Origin of the sequence: Klebsiella sp. JN_Kp122 (assembly GCF_040062085.1) — a bacterium.
Taxonomy (GTDB): domain Bacteria; phylum Pseudomonadota; class Gammaproteobacteria; order Enterobacterales; family Enterobacteriaceae; genus Klebsiella; species Klebsiella aerogenes.
The window spans coordinates 482,733-497,337 of record NZ_JBEAHW010000001.1 but is presented as its reverse complement, the minus strand read 5'-3'; the positions used below and the strand labels follow the sequence as shown (position 1 = coordinate 497,337).

Annotated in this window: 14 protein-coding genes; 9 read left to right on the top strand and 5 right to left on the bottom strand. The window is 54.4% G+C overall.

All coding sequences use genetic code 11. The features are described 5' to 3' along the window. The first annotated feature begins 8 nt into the window (after positions 1–8). The 3 genes from astE (at position 9) to ABLU78_RS02450 (ending at position 3,353) form a co-directional block, all read left to right on the top strand. Complete coding sequence (astE, locus tag ABLU78_RS02460) at positions 9–1,004, top strand: succinylglutamate desuccinylase (protein WP_015705594.1); 996 nt, start codon at positions 9–11, stop codon at positions 1,002–1,004. Positions 1,005–1,014: 10 nt separating this feature from the next. Further along, a complete protein-coding gene (locus ABLU78_RS02455) occupies positions 1,015–2,451 on the top strand; it encodes an amino acid permease (protein ID WP_048228800.1) in 1,437 nt (478 codons plus the stop codon). 110 nt (positions 2,452–2,561) lie between these two features. Next, a complete protein-coding gene (locus ABLU78_RS02450) occupies positions 2,562–3,353 on the top strand; it encodes a YdcF family protein (RefSeq protein ID WP_048228799.1) in 792 nt (263 codons plus the stop codon). Positions 3,354–3,394: 41 nt separating this feature from the next. On the opposite strand, the gene gap is transcribed toward ABLU78_RS02450, so the two are convergent. Further along, a complete protein-coding gene (gene gap, locus ABLU78_RS02445; protein ID WP_048228798.1) occupies positions 3,395–4,393 on the bottom strand; it encodes a type I glyceraldehyde-3-phosphate dehydrogenase in 999 nt (332 codons plus the stop codon). A 501-nt stretch (positions 4,394–4,894) separates the two neighbouring features. Here gap and ABLU78_RS02440 point away from each other — a divergent pair. The 6 genes from ABLU78_RS02440 (at position 4,895) to ABLU78_RS02415 (ending at position 10,149) form a co-directional block, all read left to right on the top strand. Beyond that, positions 4,895–5,797, top strand: coding sequence for an endonuclease/exonuclease/phosphatase family protein (locus tag ABLU78_RS02440; protein WP_032711752.1), 903 nt, complete (start codon positions 4,895–4,897; stop codon positions 5,795–5,797). Between the two features lie 142 nt (positions 5,798–5,939). Next, positions 5,940–6,467: a cytochrome b561 gene (gene cybB / locus ABLU78_RS02435; RefSeq protein WP_048228797.1), complete on the top strand. Its 528-nt coding sequence runs from the start codon at positions 5,940–5,942 to the stop codon at positions 6,465–6,467. Positions 6,468–6,751: 284 nt separating this feature from the next. Further along, positions 6,752–8,134, top strand: a complete 1,383-nt coding sequence (hpaX, locus tag ABLU78_RS02430; protein WP_047056605.1) for a 4-hydroxyphenylacetate permease — start codon at positions 6,752–6,754, stop codon at positions 8,132–8,134. Between the two features lie 19 nt (positions 8,135–8,153). Then, positions 8,154–8,627: a GNAT family N-acetyltransferase gene (locus tag ABLU78_RS02425; RefSeq protein ID WP_032711750.1), complete on the top strand. Its 474-nt coding sequence runs from the start codon at positions 8,154–8,156 to the stop codon at positions 8,625–8,627. 104 nt (positions 8,628–8,731) lie between these two features. Continuing rightward, a complete protein-coding gene (locus tag ABLU78_RS02420; protein WP_015705585.1) occupies positions 8,732–9,007 on the top strand; it encodes a metal/formaldehyde-sensitive transcriptional repressor in 276 nt (91 codons plus the stop codon). A gap of 23 nt (positions 9,008–9,030) precedes the next feature. Further along, positions 9,031–10,149 carry an S-(hydroxymethyl)glutathione dehydrogenase/class III alcohol dehydrogenase gene (locus ABLU78_RS02415; protein ID WP_015366371.1) on the top strand — a complete coding sequence of 373 codons (1,119 nt, stop codon included), beginning with the start codon at positions 9,031–9,033 and terminating at the stop codon, positions 10,147–10,149. A gap of 56 nt (positions 10,150–10,205) precedes the next feature. Here ABLU78_RS02415 and ABLU78_RS02410 read toward each other — a convergent pair whose 3' ends face one another. The 4 genes from ABLU78_RS02410 to ABLU78_RS02395 all read right to left on the bottom strand — a co-directional run bounded on the left by ABLU78_RS02410 (position 10,206) and on the right by ABLU78_RS02395 (position 14,567). Continuing rightward, on the bottom strand, positions 10,206–10,484 hold the full coding sequence (locus ABLU78_RS02410; RefSeq protein ID WP_032711749.1) for a hypothetical protein: 279 nt from the start codon (positions 10,482–10,484) through the stop codon (positions 10,206–10,208). A gap of 86 nt (positions 10,485–10,570) precedes the next feature. After that, entirely contained in the window at positions 10,571–10,840 is a 270-nt protein-coding gene (locus tag ABLU78_RS02405) for a hypothetical protein (protein WP_032712631.1), read from the bottom strand. 130 nt (positions 10,841–10,970) lie between these two features. Further along, positions 10,971–13,343 carry a glucose/quinate/shikimate family membrane-bound PQQ-dependent dehydrogenase gene (locus ABLU78_RS02400; RefSeq protein ID WP_045388159.1) on the bottom strand — a complete coding sequence of 791 codons (2,373 nt, stop codon included), beginning with the start codon at positions 13,341–13,343 and terminating at the stop codon, positions 10,971–10,973. Between the two features lie 300 nt (positions 13,344–13,643). Continuing rightward, a complete protein-coding gene (locus tag ABLU78_RS02395) occupies positions 13,644–14,567 on the bottom strand; it encodes a LysR substrate-binding domain-containing protein (protein WP_015366376.1) in 924 nt (307 codons plus the stop codon). Between the last annotated feature and the right edge of the window lie 38 nt (positions 14,568–14,605).

Below are 14,605 nucleotides of genomic sequence, written 5' to 3'. Positions count from 1 at the left end.
GGCCGGGAATGGAACAAAACGTCAACGATTTACTGCATTGTAAACTGCAGACATGGACCTTTCCGCCGACTATCGAAGCCAGTTGGTTAGGCGATGGCATTCTGCAACTGCTGCCAAAAACGTCATGGCGACAGGCGACGGTGCTTTCTGCCGGGGTGCACGGTAACGAAACCGCGCCGATTGAAATGTTGCTGCAGATCCTGCAGGGATTAAGCCTGGGCGAGCAGCCGCTGACCCACGCGCTGCTGGTGGTGTTCGGCAATCTGCCCGCCATTCGCGCCGGCCGTCGCTATCTGCATAACGATCTCAACCGGCTGTTTGGCGGCCGCCATCTGGCGGCGATGCCGGGTAACGAGTCGCGTCGCGCTTTTGAACTGGAGATGGCCGTACAGGCCTTCTTCCGTAGCGCCGATGTTCACGGCAAGGTGCCGCGCACGCATCTCGATCTGCATACCGCCATTCGCGGGTCAAAATATCGGCAGTTCGCGCTGCTCCCCGCTCATGATGGCGACTACAGCGCGGATTTTTATCAGCTGTTGCAGGCCAGCGGTATGGACGCCATCGTGCGCCATACCGAACCGGGCGGCACCTTTACCCACTTCACCAGCGAGAAGTTCGGCGCGCAAAGCGCCACGCTGGAACTGGGGAAAGTGATGCCATTCGGTGAAAATGATTTGCGCTTGTTTGCCGCCACCGAACTGGCGATCGGCGCGCTGATCGCCGACGGCATCATGCCGCCGCGGAGCAAAGCGCCGGTCGAATACTTTGTGGTGCAGCAGAGCATCATCAAGAGCGAGAACGGTTTTACCCTTAATCTCGACCCGAAAATTGAAAACTTTACCGCGCTGCCGGCAGGCTATGAAATCGCCCGTCAGGCACAGAAAACCTGGGTGGTCAATGCTGACGCCCCCTACATCCTGTTTCCGAATGCGGGCGTCGCCGCCGGTCAACGCGCCGGGCTGTTGCTGACCGCTACCGCGCCAAGCCTTTCCATGCCTGCTTGAAGGAATCAACATGACTGAACATCAACGAGAGGGGCTGGTTCATCCTGCCACCGACGGGGAGTGCCCGTCGCAGCTCAAACGCGGCCTTGGCGCCCGGCACATTCAGATGATTGCGCTGGGCGGCGCTATCGGCACCGGACTGTTTATGGGGGCGGGCAGAAACATCGCCGTCGCCGGAACGTCCATTCTGCTTATCTATCTACTGGTAGGTTTCTTTACCTATATGGTGATGCGGGCGATGGGGGAGCTGTTGCTGACCCGCCTGGATTACCGTTCGTTTGCGGATTTCGTCGGCGACTATCTTGGCCCGCAGGCCAGTTTCTATCTGGGCTGGACCTACTGGCTTAGCTGGGTGGTGACCTGTATCGCCGACGTGGTGGTTTGCGGCAGCTATATGCAGTACTGGTTTCCGGAGATGTCGGCGTGGATGCCCGCGTTGAGTACGCTTGGGATCCTGTTCTTGTTTAATTTGTTGTCGGTAAAAATGTTCGGCGAGGCCGAATTCTGGTTTGCGCTGATTAAGGTCATCACCATTATTGCGCTGATTTTAACCGGTGCGTGGATGATTGCTATCGGCTGGACTTCGCCGGACGGCGTGAAGGCTTCGTTAGGCCATATCACCGACCCGACGGCCTTTATGCCGCACGGGGTGACCGGTTTCTTCGCCGGTTTCCAGATAGCGATTTTCTCCTTCACCGGTATTGAGCTGCTCGGCACCATGACGGCGGAAACGCGCGATCCTGAGCGCATCCTGCCGAAGGCGATTAACGCGCTGCCGCTGCGCATCATTATTTTCTATCTGCTGTCGATGGTGGTGATTATTGCCGTGGCTTCATGGCCGGGCGTCTCGCCGGATGCCAGTCCGTTCGTGACCCTGTTCGCCAAGGCCGGGCTACCTGCCGCCGCGGCGGTGATAAACTTTGTCGCCTTGACGTCGGCCATGTCGTCGGCGAACAGCGGCGTTTATTCCAGTACCCGCATGCTGTACGGCCTGTCGGTGGAAAAACATGCGCACTGGCAGTTCCGTATACTATCGCGTAATACCCGCATTCCGGTACGTAGCCTGCTGTTCTCCTGCTTCTGCATGCTAAGCGGTACGTTACTGCTGTTCCTGGTGCCAAACGTGATGACGTTGTTCACCATCGTTTCAACGCTGGCGGCGATCATGGTGGTTTTCAGCTGGGGTATGATCCTCGTGGCGTACCTGGTGTATCGCCATAAACGCCCGGACCTGCACGCGCGGTCGAAATTCAAAATGCCGGCGGGAGTAGTGATGTGCTGGCTAAGCCTGCTGTTTTTCGCCTTCTCAATCTTCATTATGATTTTCGACCCGGATACGCTGCTGGCGCTGATGGCCTCGCCGCTGTGGTTTATCGCGCTATGGTGCTTCTGGAAAGTGAAACAGAAGCGCGAAGGGCAACTGGCATTGGATAACGCCAGCGCCTGATGATACCCGGCAGCTGAAGCGTGGCTGCCGGATTTTCCTTTTCGCCGTAGCGCGGTTTATGATGTCGCCCGACACTTCATTGTTGGATCAGGACAGAAGAAGGAAAGGGTATGACAGAGCATTTCCCGGCGCTTTCACACGACACGTTAGCGGCGGCCAATCTCATCGGAGACTGGTTGGCGCAGGATGATTTGCCGCAGAATGCGCAGCCGCAGATTGCGGTGTTGGCCGGTAACGCGGTGATCCCGACCATTGACGCCGCCTGTCGGCTCGCGGCTCAGAGGCAGATTCCACTATTGATAAGCGGCGGTATTGGTCATTCGACGACCTTTCTTTACGACGCCGTACAAAAGCATCCGCACTATCAGGCGCTGCAGGTAGAGGGGCGTCCGGAATCGCATATCCTGGCGGACATCGCCGAACAATTCTGGCAAATTCCGCGCGATCGCATCGTGGTGGAGGACCGTTCAACCAACTGCGGCGAAAATGCGTGGTTTACCCGCCGGTTACTGGAAGAGCGTGGGCTGGAATATTCCTCTGGCGTGGTGATTCAGGATCCGACCATGCAGCGTCGGACGATGGCGACGTTTGCCCGCGTCTGGCTGGAGGCACCGGTGAAGCCGCAGTGGTGGAGCTATCCTGGTTGTTCGCCGCGGCTTGAAAACAGCGCTGCTGGCCTGAGATTCAGCGGAGACGATAGTGGATTGTGGCCGGTGGGGCGTTATCTGGCGCTGCTGCTTGGCGAGCTGCCGCGTCTGCTGGACAACGCGCAGGGTTATGGCCCCAACGGTAAAGGGTTTATTACCCACGTCGATTTCCCACGTGATGTTAGCGCGGCGTGGCAATGCTTGCGTGAAGATAAGCTTTTGAGCGAGGCGCTGAACGCCAGAACGCTGGGGTAGGGAGAAAGGCGGATAGCCGCAGCTATCCGCTGGTTCTGAGTTTACTTCGCGAATTTATCCAGTACGCGGACAAGTTGGGTAACAAAGCCGTACTCGTTATCGTACCAGGCCACGGTTTTCACGAGCTGTACGCCGCCGGCTTCCATGATCTCCAGTTGAGTCGCATCATAGATTGAGCCGAAATGGCTGCCAATAATGTCGGAGGAGACAATTTCCTCTTCGGTGTAGCCAAAAGATTCATTGTTCGCCGCCGCATTTTTCATGGCCTGATTAACCTCTTCAGCGGTGACTTTCTTCGCCAATACGGAAACCAGTTCCGTCACTGAGCCGGTTTTAGTCGGCACGCGCTGGGCGTGACCTTTCAGTTTCCCGCTAAGCTCCGGAATCACCAGACCAATGGCTTTTGCCGCGCCGGTGGTGTGCGGAATAATGTTTTCCGCTGCCGCTCGCGAGGCGCGCAGGTTTTTGCCACGCGGCCCGTCCACCAGGGATTGCGTACCGGTATAAGCGTGAATAGTGGTCATGGTGCCCACGGTAATGCCGAAAGCATCGTTGAGCACTTTAGCCATTGGCGCCAGACAGTTGGTGGTGCAGGATGCAACCGAAATGATGGTATCATCCGGGCTCATGGTGTCGTCGTTGACGTGATAAACGATGGTTTTCATCTCGCCGGCAGGGGCGGAAATCAGCACTTTCTTCGCGCCGGCGGTCAGGTGTGCCTGCGATTTTTCCGCCGACGTATAGAAACCGGTACATTCAACAATCACCTCAGCGCCCGCGGCTTTCCACGGAATATGCTGAGCCTCTTTTTCCGCATAAACGGTGATTTTTTTACCATTAACGATCAGCGCATCTTCTGTAAAATCAACGCTCCATGGGAAAGGACCGTAGTTAGAGTCATGTTTAAGCAGGTAGGCTAAGACTTTCGGTGAGGTGAGATCGTTGATGGCCACGACCTCCAGCGGGCTATTTACTTCTAACAGGCGGCGAAGTACTAAACGTCCTATACGACCAAATCCATTAATCCCAAGTTTGCTCATGGATATTCTCCTGGTGGTGAAGTTGATACGTTAAAACTTCTTCAGGCAGAGCGGGGAGAGTAAACTATTTACTTTCAGCGGCTTAGCAGTTCACCTGCGGTGTTTCTATTGCTAAGTTACCTGCCTGAAGCGTCTTCAGTAACTGTCACGTGGAGCCAGATGGTGCGAAGGAAGTATAACGCTGACGGCTTCATTATGCGGCTTTAAATGGTAAACATTATCTACATATTCTGGCGGAGCCTGGACAGGCGGCTATCCCTGTATGGGCGCGTATGCGGTTGAATAATGAACACAAAGCAGAATGGCAGGAGTGGCGGGGCCTGCAGTGAGTTATCCACAATCTATGCGATCTGATACCGACTCGTTTTGTGGATAACCTCAAATCTTTCGGAATACTTAATTCACTCTGCGTTATAAGTTTGCGCTATACATCACGATAATCAATGTCTTCACTCGGTACCCTTAATATAAGAATACTTAAACAAGGGGAATAGCATACCAATGAAAAAGAGCATTGCACTGACGATGGTGACGCTGGCCTGCCTGGCGGCTAACGTCCAGGCAGCAGAGAAACTTGCTGGTAATGAAATACTTGCCGTACAGAAAGGCGGGGTGCCGGATAAAGTCTATACCCAGCATCAGCCGAAATTACGTATAGCAACCTATAATATCGGCAAGAATGAAGCGTCTGATAATGTGGCCGATTTTACGGCACTTAATTCAGCGATTAAAAAAATTAACGCCGATATTATTGCCGTCCCGGAAGTCGATAACAAAACTCAGCGCAGCCAGAAAATCGATCAGCTTAAGACGATTGCCGATGCTAACAATATGCATTATGCCTTTGGTAAAGCGTTGGATTTCGACGGTGGCGAATACGGACTGGGGCTGCTGTCAAAATATAAAATCCTGCATTCTCAGGTGGTGAAGCTGCCGTCAGGCAATGCGGAACAGCGCGTGGCGCTACTGGCGCAGGTTGATGTACCGGGTTTTGATTCCGCGCCGATTATTATGGTGACCCATCTCGACTGGCAAAAAGATCCCACCATGCGTACCGAGCAGGCTCGCTATCTTCTCGATTTGAGTATTGGCGATGCGGCGTCTGATTTTAAAGATATCGCCTCTTCAATTAAGATCCTGGCTGGCGATTTCAATTCAACCCGTGAAGAACAGCCGGTGAAAGAGATCGGTTATTTCTTTAACGAAGTGTCGAAGCAGGGGACGGATACGCGTAGCTGGCCTGCCGTTAACCCGGCTATTGATATCGACCACATTTTCACCTTCAAAGGACAAAAGTGGGATGTGAAGAAGCTGGAGATTCCGCATAACTCGCCGGAATTTAACTGGTCAGCGGCCAGTGACCATCTGCCGGTCATTGCTGAACTGCAACTCACCGAGCAGTAACATTGCCCAGGGCTCTTTGCAAAAGAGCCCTGATGCTATTCAATTCGCGCTAACGCAGTTTTTTAATCCTCGGTAAAGGTTAATGAAAATTTAAGGGAAGGCGGTTATGTTAACAACATCACACTTCCATTAAGGTTTATTCATGCGCGATAAATATTCTGGCCTGCAGATAGGAATTCACTGGCTGGTTTTTTTACTGGTTGTCGTCGCCTACGCGGCGATGGAACTGCGCGGTTTCTTCCCGCGCAGCGACCGTCCGGTGATAAACATGATCCATGTCTCCTGCGGCATTTCCATTTTTGTCTTGATGATTGCACGACTGCTGGTGCGCCTGAAGTCTCCGGCGCCGCCGATTGTTCCTAAACCCTCGCCGATGATGACCGGTTTCGCCCATCTTGGCCATCTGGTGATATATCTGCTGTTTATCGCGCTACCGGCGATTGGCATGGTAATGATGTATTACCGCGGTAACTCGTGGTTTGCTTTCGGCCTGACGATGCCCTTTGCGGCGCAAAGCAACTTCGCTTTGGTCGACAGCCTTAAGGGTCTGCACGTCTTACTTGCCAATATCGGCTATTTCGTGATTGGCCTGCACGCGCTGGCGGCGCTGCTGCATCACTATTTATGGAAAGATAATACGCTGCTGCGCATGATGCCGCGCAAGCGCTGAGTATCACGCCCGGCACTCCTGAACCCGCCCACCGGCGGGTTTTTTGTTTCCGTAACTCGCCAATAAATGATTCATGAAATGTTACTTATGCTGCAAATTTGTATCAATAGTGTAAATAAAAATGTCTAATTGAAATGAAAGGTTCTATAAGATTCTGAGTGCGGTGGATTGAATCCAGCCGGGAGGCCGTCGAAACGACACCCAGCCACGTTCAGCGGTATCCGCAGCGTCATTGGCTAAAACGCCTGCATTTTCAATACCGATGAGCAAAAGGAAAACCTGACATGACCGATAATATACCGGCCACTTCCCCTCCTGTCGCCGATGCGGGGGGCGCTGAACGCTTGAGCCCGCGCGAACAGGTGGTGATCAATAAATTGTTCCGTCGCTTAATTCCTTTTCTGTTTCTGCTTTTTATCTTTTCATTTCTTGACCGTATCAATATCGGCTTTGCCGGGCTCACCATGAGCCAGGATTTGGGGCTGAGTAGCACCATGTTCGGCCTCGCGACGACGTTGTTCTATGCGATGTACGTCATCTTTGGTATTCCCAGTAACATCATGCTGGGGATCGTTGGCGCGCGCCGCTGGATTGCGAGCATTATGGTGGTGTGGGGAATCGCATCGACAGCGACCATGTTTGCGACCGGGCCAAACAGCCTGTATCTGCTGCGCATGCTGGTGGGGATTGCCGAAGCCGGTTTTCTTCCGGGGCTTCTGCTCTACTTAACCTACTGGTTTCCGGCCTACTACCGGGCGCGCGCCAATGCGCTGTTTATGATTGCTATGCCGGTGACGATGGCATTGGGCTCGCTGGTCTCCGGCTATATTCTCAGTATGGATGGCATGCTGACGCTTAAAGGCTGGCAGTGGTTATTCCTGCTGGAAGGATTCCCATCGGTGTTGTTGGGGGCGGTAGTCTGGTTCTATCTTGACGACAGTCCGCAAAAGGCCAAATGGCTCACCGATGATGACAAACGTTGCCTTAGCGAGATGATGGAGAGGGACAAACTAAGACTGGTGCAACCGAACGGTAGCGCCAGCCTGAGCGCCCTGCAGCAGGGGAAAGGCAGCCTCTGGCGCGACGTCTTCACCCCGGTGGTGTTGATGTATACGCTGGCCTATTTCTTTCTCTGTAATACCTTAAGCGCGCTCAGCGTCTGGACGCCGCTGATCCTCAAAAGCTTTAACCAGGGCAGCAGCAATATCGCCATCGGCTTGCTTAGCGCCGTACCACATATCTGTACCATTGTGGCGATGATCTGGTGGAGTAAACGTTCTGACCGCTTACAGGAACGTAAGCTGCACACGTTATTGCCCTATCTGTTTGCCGCCGCGGGCTGGATGCTGGCGGCGCACGGGGCAAATAGCGTGATGCAACTGTTGGGGGTAATTATGGCCTCGGCAGGGGCCTATGCGGCGATGGTGATTTTCTGGACCACGCCAGATCAGTCCATCAGCCTGCGCTCACGAGCGATCGGCATTGCGGTGATTAACGCGACGGGTAATATGGGATCGGCCATGAGTCCGCTGTTATTCGGCTGGCTGAAGGATTTAACCGGCAGCTTTAACGCCGGCTTTTACCTCGTGGCCGGGTTCCTGGTATTGGGGGCGCTGGTGGTATCGCGCATCCCGATGAAGGCCAGCCGTCCACGAGCGACGCCATAAAAAAGATTAAGGAGTAGTGATGAGAGTGAGACGCGCGGTACCCGATGAAGCCCCTGCGTTGTGGAATATCCGTAATCAGGCGATTCGCCATGGCTGTCGTCAAAGCTATGGCGCTGAAGTGATTCACGCCTGGACGCCGGAACTGATGCCCGAAGGGTATCGTCACGCCGTTGCCGATAATCCGTTTTATATCGTGGAAAATAGGCTGGGCCAACCCGTCGCTACCGGCTATCTCGATATTGAGTCCTTAAGCGTGGAAGCGATCTTTACGCTGCCGGAGTGGGGCGGGCAGGGATGCGCGGATTTGATCATGAGGGCGGTTATTGCCGAAGCTCGCCGACGGGGGCTCGAAACCATTACGCTTGAGGCGACCCCCAATGCGGCGGGCTTTTATCTACGCCATGGCTTTGTTTCACATGGTGAAAAGAGTCATTATTCGAAAATGGCCAACGCCGAGCTACGCTGTATAGCCATGAGCCTCACTCTCGATTAACGGTAAACTTGCGCCGCTATGCTATGGTTGTTAGCGGCGTTTCAATTTGCCACTTTAGTTAAATAAATATAGTATACCCCCCTATATGATATGGAGGGCCTCTCGTGCCACATTCACCAGAAGACAAGAAGCGTGCGCTTAGCCGCGTACGCCGTATTCGCGGGCAGGTTGAAGCGCTGGAACGTGCGCTGGAGTCCGGCGAACCCTGCATGACTATCCTGCAACAGATTGCCTCCATTCGCGGCGCCGCCAACGGTTTGATGGGCGAGCTGGTGGAGATGCATCTGCAGGATGAACTGGTTAGCGGCGATACCACCCCGGACCAACGCGCCGCCCGCATGGCGGAAGTCGGTCACCTGCTACGATCCTATTTAAAGTAAAATCACGACGAGGAATGGACAGTATGAAATCACGTGCAGCAGTTGCCTTTGGCCCCGGCCAGCCGTTAAAAATCGTGGAGATTGACGTCGCGCCGCCAAAGAAAGGCGAAGTCCTGGTCAAAATCACCCACACCGGTGTTTGCCACACCGATGCTTTTACTCTCTCTGGCGACGACCCGGAAGGCGTGTTCCCGGCGGTTTTGGGCCATGAAGGCGGCGGTATCGTCGTTGAAGTCGGCGAGGGCGTGACCAGCCTGAAACCTGGCGATCACGTTATTCCGCTGTATACCGCCGAGTGCGGCGAATGCAAATTCTGCAAGTCTGGCAAAACTAACCTCTGCCAGGCGGTTCGCGCCACCCAGGGGAAAGGTTTGATGCCGGATGGCACCACGCGATTTTCCTATAACGGCGAGCCGATTTATCACTATATGGGCACCAGCACCTTCAGCGAATACACCGTCTGTGCTGAGATTTCGCTGGCAAAAGTTAACCCGCAGGCGCCGCTGGAAAAAGTATGTCTGTTGGGCTGTGGCGTGACCACCGGTATCGGCGCGGTACATAACACGGCGAAGGTAAAAGAGGGCGACAGCGTCGCTGTCTTCGGGCTGGGCGGTATTGGCCTGGCGGTGATTCAGGGGGCGGTACAGGCGAAGGCCGGACGCATTCTGGCGGTCGACACTAATCCGGATAAATTCACCCTCGCCAGGGAGATGGGCGCTACCGACTTCATCAATCCGAATGACTACGACAAACCGATTCAGGACGTGATTGTCGAGCTAACCGACGGCGGCGTTGATTTCAGTTTCGAATGTATTGGTAACGTCAACGTCATGCGCGCGGCGCTGGAGTGCTGCCATAAAGGTTGGGGTGAGAGCGTTATCATCGGCGTTGCTGGCGCCGGCCAGGAAATTAAAACCCGTCCGTTCCAGTTGGTCACCGGCCGGGTATGGCGTGGTTCCGCCTTCGGCGGCGTGAAAGGGCGTAGCCAGCTGCCGGGGATGGTTGAAGACGCGATGGCGGGTAAGATTCGCCTCGATCCGTTTATCACCCACCGGTTACCGCTCGACCAGATCAACGAAGCCTTCGATCTGATGCATGAAGGTAAATCGATTCGTACGGTTATTCACTTCGGTGATAACTAAGTATTGCTGATAGCGAAACCCGGGCTATTTATCGCCCGGGTTGACTTCAGGTTATGTTAATACTTGCGCCAGTGTTCATAGCCGGATTGCCATCGTTTCTGCTCCCGCCGTTCTCTCTCACGCTGAATATCGGACTTTTGATCTTCCCAGATTGGACAATCCGGGCCGTTTGCCACTTCGCAGGGTACCGAGATATCGTTTAACGGATTGACCTTTTTCTCTTCCCACAACGTTGGGTCGCGTAAATCCACTTCTGGCGCTTTCAGCGCCTGGGCCGAGGCTGTCGCTATCAGTAAAAAAGCGCCAAACATCAGGCGGCGGGAGGCTCCTTTCATCTTTATCCTTATGATGTTTTATTGATAACCATTCGCAATAATAACATAGCGTAATAAAACATTAACAGCAGGATTCAGGGCGAATTTTACAGTTCAAATGGCGGGATCATGCTCAGCATGAATTCCCCTGGCTCGGTGGAAAATGCTTCGACGGTTACGCCGTCTTTATCAGTTATACCCTTAAACACTTTGCCGTCTGGCGTCGTGATTTGATAAGGGAAATAGGGCATAGGCTTGCCGGTGTCAGGATCCTTCAGCACATAGTCATGGCGATAAAGTTGCTTAGGTTCGTCGTGGATACAGCCCTGTAGTAGTAAGGCAAAAATCATCGCACTTGCGCCCTTCATTATAGACATGAGTTCCTTCTCCTTGATTGTCCTCGGGATAAAATCTGCCATCCATAGTAACAAATGCAGGTGATCTGACATCTAAATGAAATCTGAAACAGGAAAAGTAAAAGGCCCCGTGGTGAACGGGGCCTGTGTTTTACTGCTTATCCGCTAAAGCGTAAGCGATGATGTAATCGCCGCGATCCGGAGACTGGCGCGCGCCGCCGGCGTTGATAACGATGTACTGCTTACCGGTTTTCGGTGAAACGTAGGTCATCGGGCCGGATTGGCTGCCCACCGGCAGGCGAGATTTCCAAATCTCTTTGCCGTTGGCGGTATCAAAGGCGCGCAGATAGAAATCCTGGGTGCCGGCGAAGAACAGCAGGCCAGACTGGGTAGACAGCGAAGCTCCCAGCGTTGGCATGCCGATAGGGATCGGCATATGCATGCGGATACCCAGCGGACCGGTATCTTCTACCGTACCTACCGGAACCTGCCAGACCAGCTTACCGCTTTTCAGATCAACCGCCGACATGGTACCGAACGGCGGCTTCTGGCAGGGGATGCCCAGCGGCGACAGGAAACGCTCGCGCATTGCGCCATACGGCGTACCTTCCATCGGTACGATACCCATTTCGATACCGCTGGCATCTTTAGCCACTTTCGCTCGCGGTACCATGTAGTTAGCCAGTCCAAGGCGCATGTCATTGACGAACATCAGGCCGTTATTCGGATCGACCGACACGCTGCCCCAGTTCATTCCGCCAAGCGAGCCCGGATACTGCAAGGAGCGGTCTTCACCCGGCGGTGTAAAGACACCCTGATGGCGCATCTCTTTGAACTGAATACGGCACAGCAGCAGGTCAACCGGGGTGGCGCCCCACATATCCGATTCTTTCAACGTTTCGTTGCCGATCATCGGCATGCCGACGGAGTAGGGCTGCGTCGGCGAGTAGCGTTCACCTTTGACGTTGCCGGCCGGGACAGGGCGTTCTTCCACTTTCGCCACCGGTTCGCCCGTCGCGCGGTTAAGCATGAAGATCATGCCCTGCTTGCTGGTTTGCACCAGTACCGGCGTCGTACCGCCTTTACCGTCCGGCAGATCGTACAGCAGTGGTTGCGAAGGCAGGTCGAAATCCCACAGATCGTGATGGGTGGTCTGGAAATGCCAGCGCACTTTACCGGTGGCGGCATCGACCGCAACGATTGATGAGCTGTATTTATCATCCAGTGCCGTACGTTCGCCGCCGAAGAAATCTGGCGTGGCGTTACCGGTTGGCAGATAAATGAGATTCAGTTTGGCATCGTAAGACATCGCGGACCAGACGTTCGGCGTCCCGCGCGTGTAGGTTTGTCCTTCCGGCGGTACGCCGGTCAGCTGCGGGTTACCCGGATCCCAGGCCCAGGCCAGTTTACCGGTATGCACGTCAAAAGCGCGAACTACACCCGGCGGTTCACCGGTGGAGTAGTTATCCGCGATGCGACCACCAACGACAACAAGGTTACCGGCCACCAGCGGGGTAGAGGTCTGCTGATAATAACCAGGTTTGATTTCCCCCATTCCGACGCTGAGATCGACGGTACCGTGTTCACCAAATGCTTCACAGGCTTTACCGGTATCGGCATCGATTGCGATCAGGCGCGCATCGGTAGTCGGCAGGAACAGGCGGCGGGCACAGGCGGCAGGCTGAGTCCCGGCCACGGCATTAGCCTGCGCCTGGCTATCTTCGTAGTAGCCTAAACCGCGGCAACGTTGCCAGTTAGGCGCCGTCGCTTTCGAGTCGTAGCGCCATTTTTCTTTGCCGCTATCGACATCCAGCGCCAGGACTTTGCTATATGGCGTACAAACATAAAGCGTATCGCCAATCTGCAGCGGCGTATTCTGGTCTTCCGCACCGGAACCGTTACTCTGCGGAATATCGCCGGTATGGGCAATCCAGGCAACCTGTAGCTGGTTGATATTGTTTTTATTGATCTGATCCAACGCGGCGAAACGGTCGCCGTGAGTGGTATTACCCCAGTGCTCCCAGTTTTTTTGTTCTTCACCTGGCTGTACCGGTTTTACCGGCACCGCTTCGCTGGCGCTGACCAGCGGCTGGGATTTAAACATCCAACCAAAACTGACCAGCAGTGCCACGGCCAGCACGCCCGCGAGGGCGAAGGCCGCGCCTTTTTTTGCCGGTGCGCTGGAAAGAAAAGGCCAAACAATGGCGCACAGAAAAGCCAGAACGCCAAGCGCAAACAGGCGTGAGAACAGCGGCCAGTAGGTCCAGCCGGCGTCGCTGATAGCCCAAACAATGGAAGCCGCGAAGGCGACGGCATAAAGAACGATGCCGCCGCGACGATTGCGGAAAATAAGCAGGGAGGCGATAACCATCACCAGTCCCATAATGGCGAAATACCAGGTGCCGCCGACGCTTGCCAGTTTGGCGCCTAAAATGCCGATTGCCAGACCGATGATTAACATCAGTCCGGCGAGTAGCCACTGCAGGATCCGGGGGAATCCGCGCGGCACGTTGCCTGTAGCCATGTTGTCTCCTTATACCACCCCTTGCCAGGCGTGTACCAAATGAATCAAGTGCAAATAGAAATTGCTTTTGAGTGAAGCTGTTTAAAGCTTCATGAATGTGATTTCAAAAGATGAATTCATTTCACATGAACCAAATGGTGAAATCATGGCTATGATAAATCTGTTAATGAAATGAGCGCAAATGTTAATGAATGATTTCGCACTAATTGATTAGCGCGATGTATATATTAAGTGGCAGAAGAATGAACGTAGCGGTGCCGTTACCTCAATGTGCTGATTCGGGGTAACGGCCATTGAGAGTCAGCCAGGCATGGATTTGCGTATCGCGCTCAGTAGAGTTTGCGCCCCCTGCGACAGGCTGGCGTCCACCCGGGTAAGAATACCGATCGGCTCGCCGGCGCCTTCGGTGGCGATAGGTAATGAGGTTAACAAACCGCGACGCAGGTCGTCTTTCACCGCGCCGGAAGGGACGAACCAGACATAGTCGTAATCGACGGTGAGCTGGCGTGAAAGCGAGGCCGACAGCGTTTCAATACAGCCGGGGGGAATTTTACAACCCTGGCTTTGCAGTAGCGTTTCCGCGTTCTGCCGCGGAATTGTCCCTTTCGGTGAGACCACCACCGGCCATTCCATCACCCGGCTGAGCGTTACCGTCTCCTGCAGCAGCGGGTGGCCGGGGCGGACGACCAGCTTTAGCGATTCCAGAAACAGCAGTTCATAGTTGAGGCCGCTCATCAGTTCCGGATCAGACATGCGCCCAATACCAATATCGACATCGCCGGATTTTAGCCCCGCCAGCAGCATGGTGTTATTCATGGTGGCGACCTGTAAGGTGATGTCTTTTTGCTGTTTATGAAATTGACCAATCACCGTAGGTAAAATACCGAGCGCCGCGGTTGGCAGGGCGCCAATCCGCACCACATCGCTATTCATGCCTTCTTTACGATTGAGAGCCTGGCCTGCGGTATTGAGGGCATCCAGCACCTTAACCGCGTGGGTAAGAAACTGTTCGCCAACCAGCGTCAACTGCGCGCCAAGCCGCCCGCGCTCAAAGAGACGGGTACCGGTCAACTGCTCCAGCTCGTTGAGCGTTTTTGATAGCGCAGGTTGGCTAAGATTCAGGGTTTCTGCCGCCCGCCCCAGGGTTCCCTGTTGTGCGACGGCGACGAAAGTATGTAAATGGCGCAAGCGAATGCGCTGACTGAAGAGACCATTTTTTTCCATAATCGATGTTAAAAACAGAGCTGTCTCGGTAGCAAGCG

Excerpts from the sequence above, each read along its gene's own strand:
- astE (WP_015705594.1), top strand. The coding sequence starts at position 9 with ATGGAACAAAACGTCAACGATTTACTGCATTGTAAACTGCAGACATGG.
- ABLU78_RS02455 (WP_048228800.1), top strand. The coding sequence starts at position 1,015 with ATGACTGAACATCAACGAGAGGGGCTGGTTCATCCTGCCACCGACGGG.
- ABLU78_RS02450 (WP_048228799.1), top strand. The coding sequence starts at position 2,562 with ATGACAGAGCATTTCCCGGCGCTTTCACACGACACGTTAGCGGCGGCC.
- gap (WP_048228798.1), bottom strand. The coding sequence starts at position 4,393 with ATGAGCAAACTTGGGATTAATGGATTTGGTCGTATAGGACGTTTAGTA.
- ABLU78_RS02440 (WP_032711752.1), top strand. The coding sequence starts at position 4,895 with ATGAAAAAGAGCATTGCACTGACGATGGTGACGCTGGCCTGCCTGGCG.
- cybB (WP_048228797.1), top strand. The coding sequence starts at position 5,940 with ATGCGCGATAAATATTCTGGCCTGCAGATAGGAATTCACTGGCTGGTT.
- hpaX (WP_047056605.1), top strand. The coding sequence starts at position 6,752 with ATGACCGATAATATACCGGCCACTTCCCCTCCTGTCGCCGATGCGGGG.
- ABLU78_RS02425 (WP_032711750.1), top strand. The coding sequence starts at position 8,154 with ATGAGAGTGAGACGCGCGGTACCCGATGAAGCCCCTGCGTTGTGGAAT.
- ABLU78_RS02415 (WP_015366371.1), top strand. The coding sequence starts at position 9,031 with ATGAAATCACGTGCAGCAGTTGCCTTTGGCCCCGGCCAGCCGTTAAAA.
- ABLU78_RS02410 (WP_032711749.1), bottom strand. The coding sequence starts at position 10,484 with ATGAAAGGAGCCTCCCGCCGCCTGATGTTTGGCGCTTTTTTACTGATA.
- ABLU78_RS02405 (WP_032712631.1), bottom strand. The coding sequence starts at position 10,840 with ATGTCTATAATGAAGGGCGCAAGTGCGATGATTTTTGCCTTACTACTA.
- ABLU78_RS02400 (WP_045388159.1), bottom strand. The coding sequence starts at position 13,343 with ATGGCTACAGGCAACGTGCCGCGCGGATTCCCCCGGATCCTGCAGTGG.
- ABLU78_RS02395 (WP_015366376.1), bottom strand. The coding sequence starts at position 14,567 with ATGGAAAAAAATGGTCTCTTCAGTCAGCGCATTCGCTTGCGCCATTTA.